Source organism: Patescibacteria group bacterium, assembly GCA_018897195.1.
GTDB lineage: Bacteria > Patescibacteriota > Patescibacteriia > Patescibacteriales > UBA12075 > JAHILH01.
Genome location: JAHILH010000002.1, coordinates 38,672 through 55,511 on the forward strand (window position 1 = coordinate 38,672; position 16,840 = coordinate 55,511).

Below are 16,840 nucleotides of genomic sequence, written 5' to 3' on the forward strand. Positions count from 1 at the left end.
TCAAAGAAATATTAAAAATAGATTAAGGAGCTTTTGAACAGAATTGCTTTTTATGCTATAATAATAGTAATCTGTGGATAAGATTTTTCCACGTTAAAATCAAATTAAAATATTTTATAAATTAAATACATCCCCATGTCCAAAAAAATAAAAATGCACATAAAGAGGTCGATGCCGTATTTCATGATTTTGAGTTTGATCATGAGTAGTACTGTTATTGGTCTAGTCTTTAATTTCAATACGAGTACCAAAAAACTGGTTAATGAATTATTTAGACCAGAGGCGCAGGCTCAAAACGACACTGCGACCACTACGGTTACGGTTCGAAACGCGGCCCCGACTATCACTATTAAACCAGCCGAGGTTTTTGCGGCTGGCCTGGGTTCAACCTCTACTACGCCAGTTAATATCGGCGCTTCGATTGGATTTTCAGTCACGGCTGATGATATGGAAGATAATAGCTATTACTTGATTGTTTGTACTTCGACTACTGCGACAGCTGGTGTTGCTGGTGCTGCGCCTACTTGTAGTGGCGGGGTTGCTAATACGCTCTGTGTTTCTGGCCTTACGGGTGATACGATTCAGGCAACTTGCACTTATGGTTCAACTGTGGGCGCGAACGAAACCAAGGATTGGTACGCCTTCGCCTGCGATAATCATGCTACTGAGGCCGATTGTTCTCCCTATAGTCAAGGATCGGCGGTGGGCGTAGATGCAACATCCAGCCCGATGTATATTAATCACGCTCCAGTTTTTACAACCGGTTCAACAACAGTTGATTTTCGACAAGCGGGAAACAATCCTTTTACATTTACGGCTACAACTACCGATACAGACACCTTGGGTGGATTTGATGTGATACAATATGATGTGTGTTCGACTAACTCTTGGGCAACGACTACTGGTTGTGCCGCGGCAACTGTTTGTTCAGCAACTTCAACGATAAGTGGCGGTACGGCCGTTGTTTCTTGTCAGGCGACCACTACTATCCCAACTGTTGATAAGGCTTACCACTATTGGGGTTTTGTAAAAGATTGGCATGCCCTAGCTGCCTCATCTGGAAATGCGGTAGATAGAACTTATACGGTTATTAATACAGCTCCGGTAGTTTCTAGTGTTGTGGTTAATGGTGGTAATCCATTTACGCCGAATATGAAGAATTCAGCTACGACCACGATCCATATAACAGCAACGGTTAGTGACGACAATAGTTGTAGTGACTTGACTCAGGCTACAAGTACTTTGTATTTATCCAACGTTGTTGGTTTACAGAATTGCACCGCTGATAACGATAATTGTTACCAAATTTTATCAGCATCGTGCACTCAGAGTGCTTGTGGCGGCTCAACGACAACCAAAGACGCTTTATATGATTGCACTGCTGGTATTGCTTTCCACTCTATTCCAACAGATGCCAGCGCTAATAATAGTCATGTTGCCGAAAACTGGCTGGGCGCAGTGGCAGGAAAAGATGAAGGTGTTGCAACTGTGGCCACTTCAACCATTGGTCAAGAATTAGCGACAGTACAGGCTATTGCTGTTACTGAGCTAGCTATCCCTTATAATACTATTAAGGGTGGTCAAGATTCGGGTGCTTATAATGCCACCACTACGGTTATTAATTATGGCAATTGTCCGATAAATTCGCAAGTTAGTGGAACCGACATGACGGGTCCAGCGATAATTCCGATTCTTAACCAAAAATATGATTTAGCTCCGGCTACTTATGCATCCTTGACTAATGTTGCATCAGCAGTTCCTACGACGCTTGATATTAATGCGCCTAAGCCAACTACTAGTGTAATTAACATACAGGCAGGGATCTATTGGGGTATTAATATTCCCGCCGGAACTCTTTCTGGTAATTATGCAGGTACAAATGCCTTTGACTCGATTATTGACGGATCAGTTAGTTGGTAAAATATATACAACATATTTTTAAAAAAAACGAGAAGATTTTCTTCTCGTTTTTTGATATTTAAAAGTTGTTTAGATAATTTGCCTTAAAATTATATTTTATGTATAATAATATTAAATTTACCATAGATGTGGATAAGATAATATATAAAAAATTTAGTACATTAATTGCATAATTTGCACGAAATTTACTAATTTATTTAATGCGTAATGATTAAACGTTTTGTTTTAGCTGTAGCATTGATAGGAGTTTTTGCCTGGAGCGGTGTTGTTCAGGCTGGTTTTGGTATTTCTCCGCCCTATGTGAAGCCTAAAAAAGCGGTTTTCCCTGGTTCTCATTATGAACAAAAAATAACCTTGCTAAGGTCAGAGGCTGATAGCGCAATGACGGCTGTAATTACAGTTACAGCTCCAGAGATGAGTGGTTGGGTGACCGTAGACAAAGGTTTTGAATTCGATATGCCTGCTGGTGAATTGCAGGTCCCAATGGTTGTTAAGGTGGATGTGCCGGCGAAGGCGGAAATAGGTAACTATAAAGGAAATTTTAATATTAGAATTGTACCTAAGGGGGCTAGTAAAAATCCTGGAGTGGCAATCGCCCTCGGTGCGCGCGTTGATATGGATATCGACGTGACCAATGAAAGGTTTTTTGATTTTGCTGTGCGCATGACGACTATTCCCGATATTGGAGTTTTGAGTCAGCCTTGGAATTGGAAGATTTTTTCTTACTTTTTTTATCGTATCGCCGTTGTGCTGAAAATTGAAAATATTGGTAACGTGGCTGCTGGTCCGACCAAGGTACACTTGGATGTGTATGACGTCGAGGATAAGAAAATGCTCGAGTCTTATGATGACACTAAGATTGAGAAAATAGATCCATTTGTTACCAAAGATGTTACGGCTGATTTTCCAACTAAATTAGGAAAGGGTTATTATTGGGGAAGGATAACTGTCTATAATGGCAATGATATTGTTCACAAAGATAAAATTACTTTTGAAATTAAAGATCATGGTAAATTGAGCGGTTATAAGCATTGGTTGATGTTGGCAGGTCTTATTTTACTGGTATTATTGCTCGGTCTTTCCTTGGTTAAGGTTCGTGTTTGGAAATATATTTTTATGATCGTATATGTTCTACTTTGGCCATTGCGTATTATTGGACGCTTATTATTGGGAATAAAAAATAAGGCAGTTGAGGGTTTTTGGGATAAAATGGGGCAGAAGGCTGAAAAATATAAATCTGGAACCAGAAGAAAGCGATAAAAATAAGTAGTATATTTTCCTATGCGAATAAATTTTAATAAAATATATTATATTGTTTTTGTCGTATTTCTGATTATTTTTTTATTCAGATCTTCTGAGGTAGTAAGAGCTGATCCAAAATTTTTACCAACCACTGTTGAAGTTTTGGTTTCTTGCGGTGATGGAACTGTTGATGCGGCTGCTGGTGAGATTTGCGATGTTGGCACACTTGGATCTTGGCCTGAAAATGTGGGCACAACTACCTGTCAGATGTTTAAGGATGTTTTTAATAATCCGTTCGTAAGCGGAGTAATGCACTGTGCTACTGATTGTTACGCTTTTAATACAGAGGCTTGTTATACTTGTGGTAATACATACAAGGAGAAAGAAGAAGGTTGCGATAAGCTTGATTTTGGTAATAGCACCTGTTTGACGCTTGGTTTTGATAGCGGGTCCTTGATTTGTACCCCACAATGTCAGATTAGTACGATTAATTGTGTGGCGATGGCGCACGAAGGGGGCACCCCTGGTGGTGGTTCAATAGGTGGTAGCACTGGTGGAAGTAGTGGTTTGTCAACGGGTTTTAATCCTGGCGCCGATCAACCTAAAGCCGAGACTAAGATCACGGTTAAAGGAAAGTCTTATCCTAATTCCGATGTTCATGTATTAGTTGATGGCGTGGTGATTGGTATTGTTAAAGCAGACTCTAAAGCTGATTTTTATTTTGAATCAATTGACATAGCGCCTGGTGTTGCTAATTTTGGCTTCTGGTCCGAAGATGTGAGTGGTCTTAAATCTACTTTATTAACCATAACCCTTCGTATTGTCGCGGGCGCGGTTACAAATATTTCCGGTGTCTATATTGCACCCAGCATTGACGTCGATAAGCAATCGGTTAAACAGGGCGATAATGTAAAGATTTATGGACAAACAGTGCCGGGGTCAGACATAAAAGTTCATATCAATTCACCGCAGGAGTTTATTGAGAAGATTGACAGTCAAGATGATGGTCGATACGAATTAGTTTTTAATACAGCGCCCTTAGAAGAAGATTTTCATACGGCTAAGGCATATTTCGAAGTCACCGCCGAGGGTAATATTATTAAATCGGGATTTTCTAAATTAGTCAGCTTTCATGTGGGCAAAGAGGGAATTGCGCCAACACCTTGTCCAAACGGAGATTTAAATCATGACAAGCGCGTAAATATTACAGATTTTTCTATTTTGCTTTATAATTGGGGCACTAACAATGCTTGTTCTGACCAAAATCAAAATGGCACTGTCGACTTGATTGACTTTTCAATTATGATGTATTACTGGACAGGCTAGAATTAATTAAAAATTTTAAACAATGTTTCTCCCTCGCCCCGCCGGGAGAGGGTTGGGGTGAGGGAGTCGTCAACGAATAACTACCTCACCCTGTCCCTCTCCTGGCAAGGAGAGGGAACTATGTAATTATCTTCATATATGTTAAAAAAAATCCTAATCATTTCTATATTTCTATTACTTCCATTTGCAACCAAGGCGTCTACGCTTTATTTTGAGCCAAAAGATGCCGAGGTTGGCAACGATAGCAATTTCACAATGGATATTAAAATTGATGTCGAAGATTGTGTTAATGTGGTTGAGGGCTATATAGGTTTTGATAAGGACCATTATAAATTATTGGATTTTATGACGGGAGTCTCAATTATTAATCTATGGGTAGAGCAACCACAAGAGACTGATTATGAAAAAATAAACAACAATGGACAATTCCATTTCTCGGGAGGTATTCCTGGTGGTTATTGTGGTAAGATTCCCGGCGACCCAGGTCAAAGTAATATTGTTGCGCGTTTAGTTTTTGCTAGCAAGAGTATTAGTCAGGGTATTGATGAGGTGGTTGTTAGTGATGTGGTAATGCTGGATGGGACAAGAGTCTTGATGAATGATGGCCTGGGTACCGAGGATGCTAATTTGCAAAAAAATGATGCTAAGGTAACTATTTCAAAGAGTATTATGCCCAATGACAAGGCTTGGCAGAATGAGATAAATGCAGATAAAACACCGCCAGAACCATTTGTGATTGAGTTACATCATAGTCCAACTATGTTTGATGGTAAATATAGCTTGGTTTTTTATACAACCGACAAGCAAAGTGGTGTTGATTATTATGAGGTTTTGGAAATCAGGCCAAATGAAGTAATTGGTGAAAAGCAAAAAAGAAATCCCCTTGATTATTTTGGGGTAGGAGAAAAAGTTGTTGGTTGGAAAAAGGCGCAGACACCGTACTTATTAGAGGACCAGGATATGCGCAGCACGATAAAGGTTCGGGCCGTGGACAAGGCTGGTAATGAGCAAACGGTGGAGTATACACCGCCAGAATCAATAATGAAGAAACCTTTTTATTTAAGGTGGAAAGTGTTTGGGCTGGTTATTGGCGTCTTGGTGTTTTTGTTGGGTTTTTTATATTTTAAAATAAGAAGAAATAATAAATATGAGGAGGAAAATTATCAACACAATCTTCGGTAATATAATAATTGCATCTTTGATTTTTGGGGCGGTTAATATTTTTACTAATTCCGCGAGCGCTGCCGGCGCTTCATTGTATCTGACACCATCAACCGGAACCTATGTGATTGATGGGGAATTTACAATCTCGGTTAAATTAAATACAGGTGGTCAAGTGGTTAATGCAGCTGAGGGCGCATTAAGCTATGACGCTGCTCTTTTGGAGGCGGTTAGTATTAATCGCAATGGCGCAGTCTTTAACTTGTGGACCACTGAACCAGTTGCCACGGGTGGTAATATTAAATTTGGTGGCGGTGTGCCGATGCCTGGTTATAATGGTGTAAGTGGACATGTCTTGAGCGTGAAGTTTAAGGCTAAAGCGCCAGGCGTGGCCCAAGTTAATTTTACCTCTGGTGCAGTTTTGGCCAACGATGGTAAGGGTACAAATATTTTGGCTAGTATGGGTGTCGGTAGCTATACAATTTCTCCAAAAATAGAAGCACCAACGTCAGGCTTGGAAGATAAGACTGTTGATAGTGACAAGGCACTGCAATTAATAAATGAGAAGGTTGTGGCTTCTGGTGAGGAATATAATCATCCTAAAATTGAATCAATAACCAATCCTGATCAAAATACTTGGTCAAAAAATCCTAATGTAAAATTTAATTGGATACTACCAGCGGGTACTAAGGATGTAGCTTTTGTTTTAAATAAAGAGCCGGTTTGGAATTTGGCAGCAAAATCTGAAGGGGCTTTGTCTGAGAAGGAATATGTTGGCGTAGAGGATGGTCTTTGGTATTTTCATTTGCGCTTTAAGGATGCGAAGAAGTGGGGCACAGTTGCCACTTATCGTGTCATGATTGATACGCGTCCGCCTAATCCCTTGAATGTGAAGATTAATGATATCGGCGTTGGCGAGTGGCCGGAGTTATTGTTTAACGCCGCAGATGCTGAATCAGGTTTAGGTGATTATGAAATATTTATTGGTAGCCTGGAACACCAGTCCTTTACCTTATCTGGACAAGAGACGATGTTAAAAATTTCGGCTTTAAGCGTTGGTGACCATACAGCCATGGTAAAGGCCAAGGATAAGGCAGGTAATGAAATTGTTTCAACAATAAAGTTTGTTATCAATCCAATTGAATCTCCAAAAATCTTAAGCTATCAAGAGGAAATGAGATCAGCTAATGATTTTTATCTCAGCGGTACAGCTTTGCCAAATGTTGGCGTGATTTTATATTTACAAAGAGATAATGAGTTGGTGGCGAGTAGTACGGTGCGAAGTGATGCCAATGGCGCTTGGTTCTTTGTGGGTGATAAGAAATTAGCTAACGGACGTTATGTGGCCTGGGCCGAGGCAGTCAATGCCAATGGTATCAAGAGTAATCCGAGTGAGAAGGTGACCTTCATTGTTTCGCCACCAATCTTTGTTACGATCGGCAACTTTGTAATTAATTATTTCACAGTTTTCACAAGCTTGTTGTTCTTGATTGTTTTAATCATATTTCTGGTTGGCAAGGTTCGTGGTAGGTTAAAAAAAGAAACAGTTGAAGTGGAAAATGTCTCACGTACAAACCTAGACGAGTTGGAAGCATTTATTGATCAAGAGTTTGCAAGATTGAAGAAATTTGAGGGCAAGGTTAATTACACGCAAGAGAAGAAAAAAATGAAAGACGGCTTGCGGGCACGGGTGGGGGCAGTTGAGAAGAAGATTTTGAAGGAAGTGAAGGATGTGGAGGATATTTTGAAGTAAAAAATTATTTAGATAAAAAAGTCGCTAATTATAGCGACTTTTTTGTTTTTTAAAACTATATTGACAAAATGATAAAAAAGTGCTATTATTAAGCTTCGTACCTTGAAAAATGGTTATTTTTTAGAAAATTAATCTATATAGAAAAAGGAGAATGAATTGCGGAATCGAACTTTGCATGAAAGAGTGATGGGGGCTTGCATGATTAAGGCCTTGAATGTTGCCAAGAAAGCGGCAACGCTTGAGGAAATGATTGCAATCTACAAAGAAGAAATGAGGGCGTTTAACGCTATTGAATCCGCCAAAAAAACGCCTGACATCAATACAGCTATAAAAATAGTGCGTTTGAAAACCGGTTCGGTGCGGTCTCGCTCCGGCAAAACCGGTTTTATGCCGGAACAAGGAGATCTTGTCAGGGGTGCTGTTGAGCATTTTGATGGCGCTTATGTGCCCGGACTCGGTATTGTTAACAATGAAAACCTTGCCAATGCGCTGGGTCATGACGAGAGTTCAGTAGTCGTGGCGAAAGGTTGGCGCCAACGGGAAGCTCTGACCAGGGATATTCTCGATCAGCAGGAGGTAGACAATCTTCTGCAGGCTATGTGAATGATTTTATTTTGAAAATTTAAGGAGGTTTTCGGATATGAAACAGAAAGGTTTTGGTGGGAAATTTGTTCTTACGCCTGAGGAGAAGGCTATTTTAGACCGGGAGATGTTAGGTGAGTTCGAAAGATCAAAAGCCTTTCTAGTGGTTGATGTGAATATAAGGCAAGTTGATATTTCGAAAGTCCCTCGGGATATTCAAAATAAGATTGCTGCGCTTTGCGGAAAGACGGGAACAATTATTTCGTTCGTCGCCGTAAAAACTTCAGACTGGATTCCGTCTCATCGCCATAAAGATGACTGCGAGATTTATTTTTACGGCAAAAATGCCAGTGTCCGGTTATTTGATGTTGATCAAAAAATCATTAATGACCATGACCTGGGCGCAGATGATTTTGCAGTGACGTTCAAGGGGGAGTCGCATGGGACAAATTGCGGTTCTGGAGCGCATTCTGTATTTGGGGTAAAATTTACCTGAATCAAATTTGGTTCCGTCAGAGTTCTTGCAAAAAAACTCTGACAGAACAAAGGAGAACCGCCATGCTGATAAATATTATTGCCGTCCTGATATGTATTGTGATGTTTTTCGAATATCGTGAAAAAAACAAAAAGACCTTGGAAGAACTTGCCGAAACCAATAAGTGGTTTGATGGCTGCAAGGATGATTTGTCTGATGTAACTGCAATGAGACACAATGTTGAAATCGTGAAGTTTCCCGATGGAAAACATTATGCCGTGCTCAGCATCTATTCCGCACTAAAAAGTCTCGTGCGCATGGACATGCTTGTCCAGGGCAGAGGTGAGCAAATGCATCATGACCCAAAAGATGTGGTGCAAAAAAGAAAACAATACGATACTTGCTACCTGGTGTATGACGAATCTACTTCGAGTGAGACCAGAATTCCCAGCATGGCCGTTGGTGAGCGGATGCTCATTTTTCCAGTTCCGGAAGGTCGGGAAAAAGATCTCTCATTCAAAGTTAGGGCAGTGTACCAAGAAGAATACATGGGGAATATGCAAACATTTGTTGAGAGTGATTTGTTTCTGGCTACGCGGACACATGCAGTTCGTCAGTAACAGCAAACAGACCCAAGAAAGAAGGTTTCAAAAGGGCCAAAGACGCAATAACGTCTGAGGTCCTTTTTTATTTGTATTATTTTAATTGAATATTTTTTTTGACTTTAATATAGCTTTAATTTATAATATGTAGAATATAAGGGAATATAAATAATATTAGTTGAATTTGCAGAAAATATCGCAAATTCGTATTTTTTTTCTATGGAAAATAACGAAAATAAGAGTAATTTTGCCAAGATGGAGGAGGAAGTTTTGGGATTTTGGGACAAGGGCGATATATTTGAGAAAAGTGTAAAAAGAGAGGCGCCGAAGGGGGAGTATGTTTTTTATGACGGACCGCCGTTTGCGACGGGTTTGCCTCATTATGGTCATATTGTCGGTAGCGTCATGAAAGACGTTGTGCCGCGTTTTTGGACGATGAATGGTTATCGTGTTGAACGTAAATGGGGTTGGGATTGTCATGGCTTGCCGATTGAAAATATTGTTGAGAAAGAATTAGGCTCGAAGAATAAAAGTTATATCGAGGAACACGTGGGCGTCGCCAAGTTTAACGAACTGTGCCGGGCTAATGTTTTGAGTTACGTCAGTGATTGGGAAAAGATTATCAAGCGCTTGGGTCGTTGGGCGGATATGAAAAATAGTTACCGCACGATGGACTTGGATTATATGGAATCGATCTGGTGGGTCTTTAAAGATTTGTTTGACAAGGGCTTGATTTATGAAGGCTATCGCTCAATGCACGTCTGTCCGCGTTGTGAGACAACTTTGTCGCAATCAGAAGTGGCAGAAGGGTATGCTGACATTAAGGACTTGTCGGCGATTGCGAAGTTTGAATTGGTGGACGAGCCGGGAACTTTTGTGTTGGCGTGGACGACTACGCCTTGGACATTGATCGGAAATGTGGCGTTGGCGGTTGGCAAAGACATTGATTATGTTAAAATTCGTGAAAAGGGAATCGTTTCCGTTGCTCCTATTGGTCAGGCATATCAGACATCTGAAAATAGAGAAATTTATATTATGGCAAAAAATTTATTTGCCAAAGATGATCAAAAATTGGTTCGTTATGAAATAGTTAGTGAATTCAAGGGCACTGATTTGATTGGTAAGAGATATCAGCCCTTGTTTGGTTATTATGCCAAAGATCAAGAATTAGAAAATCACGCCAATGGTTGGCAAATTTACGATGCCGATTTTGTGACAACTACTGATGGTACCGGTGTGGTACATATTGCCCCAGCGTTTGGTGAAGATGATATGAATTTGGGTAAGGCGAAGAATTTGCCGTTTATTCAACACGTGGCAATCAATGGTACTTTCAAGGAAGAGGTGCTTGATTTCCCTGGCTTGAATGTGAAGCCGATTGGGGATCATATGAGCACGGATATTGAGATTATAAAATATTTAGCGCATCACAATGGTTTGTTCTCGAAGGAAAAATATGAGCATAGTTATCCGCATTGTTGGCGCTGCGATACACCTTTGATCAACTACGCGACTTCTTCTTGGTTTGTAAACGTAAGCAAGATTAAATTGCCGATGTTGGAATTGGCGCAGGATATTAATTGGTCACCGCAACACATCAAGGAAGGCCGTTTCGGCTCTTGGTTAGAGGGCGCGCGTGATTGGTCAATTTCACGTCAGAGATTTTGGGCATCAGTAATGCCGGTGTGGCGTTGTGAAAATGAAGGTTGTGATCATCAAGTAGTCTTGGGTTCAGTTGCTAAATTAAAAGACTTAAGTGGTGTGCAAGTGACTGATTTACACAAACATGTGGTTGATGAGGTGACCTTTCCTTGTACTAAGTGTGGTGGCGTGATGCATCGCATTCCTGATGTCTTGGATACTTGGTTTGATTCCGGTTCAATGCCGTATGCACAGATGCACTATCCTTTTGAGAATAAAGAAAAGTTTGAAAAGAATTTCCCGGCGGAATTTATTGCTGAGGGGCAAGACCAAACTCGCGCTTGGTTTTATTACCAACATGTCTTGGCGACTGGCATCAAACAGAAGCCGGCTTTCAAGAATGTTATCGTGAATGGTATTGTCTTGGCCGAGGATGGTAAGAAGATGTCGAAGAAGTTAAAGAACTACCCTGATCCATCTTTATTGTTTGACAAATACGGCTCTGACGCACTTCGTTATTATCTTTTGACTTCACCGGTGATGCTGGCTGAGAATTTGAATTTTTCGGAAAAGGGAGTATTGGAGGCAGTGCGTAAAGTGAATATGATTTTGTGGAATGTTTATAAGTTTTATGAATTATTTGCAACTGATGTTGTTTTGGAAGGAGTGGAGCAACCAACGGAGTCACAGAATGTTTTGGATAAATGGATTTTGGCACGTTTGAATCAGTTGATAACTGAAGTGACAAAAGGTATGCATGAATATAATTTACCAAAAGCGACACGACCGATTATAGAATTTATCGACGATTTGTCGACTTGGTATATTCGTCGTTCAAGAGATAGATTTAAGGGTGATGATGAGGCGGATGCAAAGAACGCCTTGGCGACCACGAAACACGTCTTAATTGAATTAGCAAAATTGATGGCGCCCTTTACGCCATTTATCGCTGAGCAAGTTTGGCAGAAGGTAAGTGGACATGATTTTGGCGATGTGAATCAATCAGTTCATCTTGAAGCGTGGTCTAATGCGGGTCAAGTGAATGTGACTGTTCTAAAAGAAATGGAGCAAGTGCGCAAGATTGTGGAGATGGGACTGGCTGAGAGAGATAAGGCGGGAATAAAAATTCGTCAACCATTAAATCAATTGTTGATTAAAAATTATGACCTACGAACAGACTATGAAAATCTCTTAAAAGATGAATTGAATGTTGAGAATGTGATAGCAGAGCCGGGAACTGAAAATTTAGTAATTGAATTGGATTTGGAAATCACGCCAGACCTTAAACAAAAAGGTATCAAGCGCGAACTAGTTCGCAATATTAATTCCTTGCGCAAGAATGCTGATTTATCAATCGGCGATGACGCGGAGATTTATTATGAGACTGAGAGTGAAGTCTTAAAGACTGTCTTGGAAAAATTCGCGGCAGAGATTATGAATGATACTCTTGGTAAGGCAATCAAATTTGGCGTTGAGCAGGTAGGTGATTCAAAAGAATTTAAAATTGATGGTGAAATGATAAAGTTGGGAGTACGGAAAATATAAATTATTTTATTAAAAAATATATAAATTAACGAATTTATTAATTGGAATTTAACAATTGTCTGCCCTGAGCGGATCGGCCCTGGCCTGAATAATTCTTAGTTTACAGAAAAGTATGGCAGTAAAAAACATTGGAGCTCGAGAAATGAAAGAGCTTTTAGCAAGCAGAGAGAGTGTCGAAATAATCGATGTTCGTGAACAAGACGAATATGACATTATTCACATCAAGGATTCAAAATTAATCCCCATGAGTCAGATTCAGGAAAGAGCTGATGAAATTGATTGGAGCAAGGAAGTGGTCTTTATTTGCCGATCTGGAGCACGCAGTGGCGTAGTTGCTAACTTTTTAGCCGACAATGAGAAAAAGATTTCCAATCTTCGTAGTGGTATTTTTGAGTGTTATCGTGATGGTGATTGTCAATTAGAGATTTTGAAAGAGCAAATTGGAATGTATTTCTAATTAAATCTTTGTCATCCTGGAGCAAAATATGATGTCGTAATAGAATCTTCCGCTTTGGATGTTTTAAATTTCGAAGATCTTATCGCTTCGTTCCAGGATGACAAGACAGTCTATGAATAAAAAAATTAGAGCTTTAGTATTACTTTCCGGCGGACTCGATTCGATGCTGGCAGTTAAAGTTTTGCAGGAGCAGGGGATAGAAGTTGTTGGACTTAGTTTTAAGAGCTGTTTTTTTGATACGCTCAAAGCGCGCGAGTCGATTGGGCAGTTGGGAATTGAGCTTAAGGAGGTGGATTTTAGTATCGACCACTTAAAAATGACCAAGAATCCTCCGAATGGTTATGGCAAGAATATGAATCCGTGTATTGATTGCCATGGCATGATGTTGCAATATGCCAAAAGAATTATGGAGGACGAGGGTTTTGATTTTGTGGCGACAGGCGAAGTCTTGGGACAGAGGCCCATGTCGCAAAATCGAACCGCCCTGCAACGAGTGGCGAAAATATCTGACCTGGGAGATCGTCTCTTAAGACCTTTATCTGCGAAATTGCTAAATGAAACTGAGTTGGAGCGCATTGGAAAGATCGATAGAGGTAAATTGCAGAACGTTGAAGGGCGCGGACGCGATAAGCAATTTGAATTAGCCAAAAAATATAATATCACAGAATACCCATTTCCCGGTGGTGGCTGTTTATTAACAGATGTTAGTTTTGGGCAAAGATTGAAGACTTTGTTTACTAATTGGCCAACATGCGATATTAATGATGCCGCTATCTTAAAGACGGGGCGGATTTATTGGTTTAATGTCCAAAGTGATCGTATTTTAGCCTTGGTGGGTAGGGATATGCAGGATAATGAAAATATGTTAAAATTAATAAAGGAGGATGATGTTTTGGTTGAATTGGTTGACGAGATTGGTCCAACTACTTTAATCAGAGGATTAAAAAATTTAAACAAGGAGGAACAAATATTAAGTATTGATGTTCCTAATGCTCTAAATTTTGCCAAAGAAGATTTTTTGGAAACAAAAACCGAGGCAGATATTCTCCAAATAGTAGCCACTCTTACCGCTTATTACGCAACCAGACTAAGAGGGAAAACTGTTAAAGTTCGCATTAAATAATCTTAAAATACTTAATTTTTAAATTTATGCCAATCAAAGATCTTTCATCGACACAGACATATATTAATCCTGATACCGATGTAATAAATCTTGTTAATAGAATTATTAATAACGCCATTAAAGAAGGCGCTAGTGATATTCATATTGAACCAGGAAAGGATAAATTAATAGTTAGAATTAGAGTTAATGGTATTCTGAAAGTTTTGTTTGAAATCCCTAGTGATTTAACAAAGTCGTTGATATCACGAATTAAGGTGATGACGGAATTAAACACCACGGGTATACCACGACCGCAAGAAGGAAGCATTAAGGTTCAAATTGCCGATAGAGACATTGATCTTCGTGTTTCTATTTTCCCAATTATATATGGTGAGTGTGTGGTAATGAGAATTTTGGAAAGTATTAATAAGTATGAAAATTTTGAAGACCTTGGTTTTTCTGTCGAACAGGCAGAAATGCTCGAGGGAGTTATTCACAAACCATTTGGTTTGATATTGGTAACGGGTCCGGTCGGAGGCGGTAAGTCAACCACGCTTTTTTCAATTTTAAATAAATTAAACGAACCGACAAAGAGTTTGGTTACCTTGGAAGATCCGGTTGAGAGAAAAATGGACCATGTTCGACAGACACAGGTAAATCCAGATGTCGGCTTGACCTTTGCTTCTGGTCTGCATTTTCAACTTAGACAAGATGTGAATGTGATTATGGTTGGTGAAATTCGTGATCAGGAAACGGCTAATATCGCTATTCAAGCGGCTATGACCGGGCAATTAGTGTTGGCGACAATCCATGCTAATAGCGCCGCCGGTGTAATTGTCCGTCTGCTGGGTATGGGCATAGAGCCTTATATGATTGTTTCCGCCTTGAAGTTAGTTACTTCTCAGCGCTTAGCGAGAATAAATTGTCCGCATTGTCGAAGAGAGGCAATACCGCCGTTGAGTGCACTTACTAAAATGGGAGTTTCTCAAGGTACTAAGTTTTTTAACTCAAGCGGATGTGATAAATGCGGCGGAAAGGGAGTCGTGGGAAGATTTGGTATTCATGAGGTTTTGCGAGTCTCTGATAAGATAAAGGAGGCAGTTTACGAAAATTATTCTGAGAGTAAAATAGTAGAAATAGCGAAAAGTGAAGGGATGGCTCTTATGAAAGATATTGTGTTACAAAGAGCGGAAGAGGGAACTATTAGTTTGGAAGAAGCTATGAGATTAGCGGAATAACAATAGATATAAATTTATTTATAAATTTAAATTTTTTTACAATCGGGAGGGTTGTAAAAAATAAACAAAATTATATGAATACAACCTTATTAATCATTCTTGGAGTTGTAGTGGTGTTGATCTTTATTGTAGTCGGCATGTACAATTCTTTGGTTACTTTAAAAAACAGAGTAGAGGAGGCGTTGAGCGATATTGATGTGCAATTAAAAAGACGTTATGACTTGATCCCTAATTTAGTAGAAACAGTGAAGGGTTATGCGGGTCATGAGAGCGCAACCCTGGAAAAGGTGACAGCAGCTCGAACGGCGGCGATGAGTGCACAGTCAGGCGGTGATGCTAAGGCGCAGCTTGAGGCGGAGAATGCCTTGTCTTCAACTTTAAAATCAATTTTTGCCTTGAGTGAGAGTTACCCTGATTTGAAAGCAAATCAGAATTTTTTGGAATTACAAAAAGAACTATCTGACACAGAAAATAAAATTCAGGCTAGTCGTCGTTTCTATAATGGCAATGTACGTGATTTTAATACTAAGTTACAGGTTTTCCCGACTAATATGATTGCTAATATGCTCGGCTTTACAGCTCGTGAGTATTTTGAAGTTGAAAACGGAGCAGAGCGGGAGAATGTGAAGGTAAATTTCTAAATATGTCGTCATTATATAAGAATAGTGATTCAAATAAAACAAAAACTTGGTTCTTGTTAAGCGGGTTTTTCGTCTTTGTCATTTTGGTTGGTTATGTTTTTAGTGTCGCCATGAATGACTCGGGAATTTTGTATTTTGTAGTCATTTTATCATCAATGATGAGTATTGGCTCGTACTGGTGGAGTGATAAGATTGTTTTGGCCATGAGTGACGCCAAAGAAATACAACACGATGATAATAAAGATTTGTATCATTTGGTGGAGAATTTATGTATTACAGCCGGCTTACCTTTGCCGAAAATTTATATTATCAATGATACGGCGCCGAATGCTTTTGCGACTGGTCGCGATCCGGAGCATGCTGTGATTGCGGTGACAAGTGGTTTGTTAATAAAGCTGGATCGTAGTGAGTTGGAGGGGGTGATTGCGCACGAGCTTTCACATATTGGTAACCGTGATATTTTATTAGCGACAATTGTTACGGTGTTGGTTGGCGTGGTTGTCTTGTTGGCTGATTGGTTTCGTCGTTGGACTTTTTGGGGCGGAGGTAGGAGAAGTAATGACGAAAGAAGTAATGGTCAGGTGCAGTTAATAATGACCGTAGTCGCAATCGTTTTGTCAATCTTGGCACCAATTTTTGCTTATATGATGCAATTTGCTATTTCGCGAAAGCGAGAATTTTTAGCGGATGCTGATGGTGCTTTGCTAACTAGATATCCAGAAGGCCTAGCGAGCGCTTTGGAAAAAATCTCAGCCGATAGTGAGCCGTTGGAGGTGGCCAATCGAGCGACGGCTCATCTTTATATAGCCTCACCATTTAAATCAGATACTGATAAAAAAGTTGGTTTTTTTGCTAAAGCTTTTATGACACATCCGCCAATCAGGGAAAGAGTCGCGGCGCTACGCGGTATAGACATTTCTTAATGTATTTTAAATTTGTAATTTTCTCTATGAAAAACAAGCTACTCCACATAATTATCGTCACCACTTTCGTCTCCCTGGCGCTAGTTGTCCGTGCCCAAACCTCTCCCGATGCCATCGCTATCCGCATAATGCAAAATCCCAACCATTATTCCGCTTTGCGCTGGTATCAAGAAAAACATTTCGCTGGCTCTCCGCAATCAATCGTCGTTGACGGCTACAACGGTATCCGTGA

The 16,840-nt window shown here is 39.9% G+C and carries 15 protein-coding genes; all 15 read left to right on the forward strand.

The annotated features are described in order from the left end of the window. The first annotated feature begins 135 nt into the window (after positions 1-135). Positions 136-1,920: a hypothetical protein gene (locus KKD45_02910; GenBank protein MBU4309452.1), complete on the forward strand. Its 1,785-nt coding sequence runs from the start codon at positions 136-138 to the stop codon at positions 1,918-1,920. 207 nt (positions 1,921-2,127) lie between these two features. Then, a complete protein-coding gene (locus tag KKD45_02915; protein ID MBU4309453.1) occupies positions 2,128-3,180 on the forward strand; it encodes a hypothetical protein in 1,053 nt (350 codons plus the stop codon). A 21-nt stretch (positions 3,181-3,201) separates the two neighbouring features. Next, entirely contained in the window at positions 3,202-4,488 is a 1,287-nt protein-coding gene (locus KKD45_02920; GenBank protein MBU4309454.1) for a hypothetical protein, read from the forward strand. A gap of 138 nt (positions 4,489-4,626) precedes the next feature. Next, the gene (locus KKD45_02925; GenBank protein ID MBU4309455.1) at positions 4,627-5,670 is read left to right on the forward strand and encodes a hypothetical protein; all 1,044 of its coding nucleotides are present in this window, start codon (positions 4,627-4,629) and stop codon (positions 5,668-5,670) included. Continuing rightward, a complete protein-coding gene (locus KKD45_02930; protein ID MBU4309456.1) occupies positions 5,636-7,402 on the forward strand; it encodes a cohesin domain-containing protein in 1,767 nt (588 codons plus the stop codon). Before KKD45_02925 ends, KKD45_02930 begins: the two co-directional genes overlap by 35 nt. Positions 7,403-7,558: 156 nt before the next feature. Next, on the forward strand, positions 7,559-8,005 hold the full coding sequence (locus KKD45_02935; protein ID MBU4309457.1) for a hypothetical protein: 447 nt from the start codon (positions 7,559-7,561) through the stop codon (positions 8,003-8,005). 37 nt (positions 8,006-8,042) lie between these two features. After that, a complete protein-coding gene (locus KKD45_02940) occupies positions 8,043-8,480 on the forward strand; it encodes a hypothetical protein (GenBank protein MBU4309458.1) in 438 nt (145 codons plus the stop codon). A gap of 62 nt (positions 8,481-8,542) precedes the next feature. Next, positions 8,543-9,079 (forward strand): hypothetical protein, encoded by a 537-nt coding sequence (locus KKD45_02945; protein ID MBU4309459.1) that lies wholly within the window; start codon positions 8,543-8,545, stop codon positions 9,077-9,079. A 201-nt stretch (positions 9,080-9,280) separates the two neighbouring features. After that, entirely contained in the window at positions 9,281-12,247 is a 2,967-nt protein-coding gene (gene ileS / locus KKD45_02950) for an isoleucine--tRNA ligase (GenBank protein MBU4309460.1), read from the forward strand. A 112-nt stretch (positions 12,248-12,359) separates the two neighbouring features. Then, positions 12,360-12,704 carry a rhodanese-like domain-containing protein gene (locus KKD45_02955; protein ID MBU4309461.1) on the forward strand — a complete coding sequence of 115 codons (345 nt, stop codon included), beginning with the start codon at positions 12,360-12,362 and terminating at the stop codon, positions 12,702-12,704. 112 nt (positions 12,705-12,816) lie between these two features. Then, positions 12,817-13,827 (forward strand): tRNA 4-thiouridine(8) synthase ThiI, encoded by a 1,011-nt coding sequence (locus KKD45_02960; protein MBU4309462.1) that lies wholly within the window; start codon positions 12,817-12,819, stop codon positions 13,825-13,827. A 26-nt stretch (positions 13,828-13,853) separates the two neighbouring features. Continuing rightward, on the forward strand, positions 13,854-15,044 hold the full coding sequence (locus KKD45_02965) for a GspE/PulE family protein (GenBank protein ID MBU4309463.1): 1,191 nt from the start codon (positions 13,854-13,856) through the stop codon (positions 15,042-15,044). A 74-nt stretch (positions 15,045-15,118) separates the two neighbouring features. Then, positions 15,119-15,685, forward strand: coding sequence for a LemA family protein (locus KKD45_02970; protein ID MBU4309464.1), 567 nt, complete (start codon positions 15,119-15,121; stop codon positions 15,683-15,685). Between the two features lie 2 nt (positions 15,686-15,687). Then, positions 15,688-16,608 carry a M48 family metallopeptidase gene (locus tag KKD45_02975; GenBank protein ID MBU4309465.1) on the forward strand — a complete coding sequence of 307 codons (921 nt, stop codon included), beginning with the start codon at positions 15,688-15,690 and terminating at the stop codon, positions 16,606-16,608. Positions 16,609-16,634: 26 nt separating this feature from the next. Beyond that, positions 16,635-16,840, forward strand: a 206-nt coding sequence (locus KKD45_02980) for a hypothetical protein (protein ID MBU4309466.1), incomplete at its 3' end; no start/stop codon positions are given.

What these genes read in the sequence shown, in the direction of transcription:
- KKD45_02930 (MBU4309456.1), top strand. Translation starts at nt 5,636, where the DNA reads ATGAGGAGGAAAATTATCAACACAATCTTCGGTAATATAATAATTGCA.
- KKD45_02970 (MBU4309464.1), top strand. Translation starts at nt 15,119, where the DNA reads ATGAATACAACCTTATTAATCATTCTTGGAGTTGTAGTGGTGTTGATC.
- KKD45_02965 (MBU4309463.1), top strand. Translation starts at nt 13,854, where the DNA reads ATGCCAATCAAAGATCTTTCATCGACACAGACATATATTAATCCTGAT.
- KKD45_02925 (MBU4309455.1), top strand. Translation starts at nt 4,627, where the DNA reads ATGTTAAAAAAAATCCTAATCATTTCTATATTTCTATTACTTCCATTT.
- KKD45_02915 (MBU4309453.1), top strand. Translation starts at nt 2,128, where the DNA reads ATGATTAAACGTTTTGTTTTAGCTGTAGCATTGATAGGAGTTTTTGCC.
- KKD45_02960 (MBU4309462.1), top strand. Translation starts at nt 12,817, where the DNA reads ATGAATAAAAAAATTAGAGCTTTAGTATTACTTTCCGGCGGACTCGAT.
- KKD45_02975 (MBU4309465.1), top strand. Translation starts at nt 15,688, where the DNA reads ATGTCGTCATTATATAAGAATAGTGATTCAAATAAAACAAAAACTTGG.
- KKD45_02955 (MBU4309461.1), top strand. Translation starts at nt 12,360, where the DNA reads ATGGCAGTAAAAAACATTGGAGCTCGAGAAATGAAAGAGCTTTTAGCA.
- KKD45_02920 (MBU4309454.1), top strand. Translation starts at nt 3,202, where the DNA reads ATGCGAATAAATTTTAATAAAATATATTATATTGTTTTTGTCGTATTT.
- KKD45_02945 (MBU4309459.1), top strand. Translation starts at nt 8,543, where the DNA reads ATGCTGATAAATATTATTGCCGTCCTGATATGTATTGTGATGTTTTTC.
- KKD45_02940 (MBU4309458.1), top strand. Translation starts at nt 8,043, where the DNA reads ATGAAACAGAAAGGTTTTGGTGGGAAATTTGTTCTTACGCCTGAGGAG.
- KKD45_02910 (MBU4309452.1), top strand. Translation starts at nt 136, where the DNA reads ATGTCCAAAAAAATAAAAATGCACATAAAGAGGTCGATGCCGTATTTC.
- ileS (MBU4309460.1), top strand. Translation starts at nt 9,281, where the DNA reads ATGGAAAATAACGAAAATAAGAGTAATTTTGCCAAGATGGAGGAGGAA.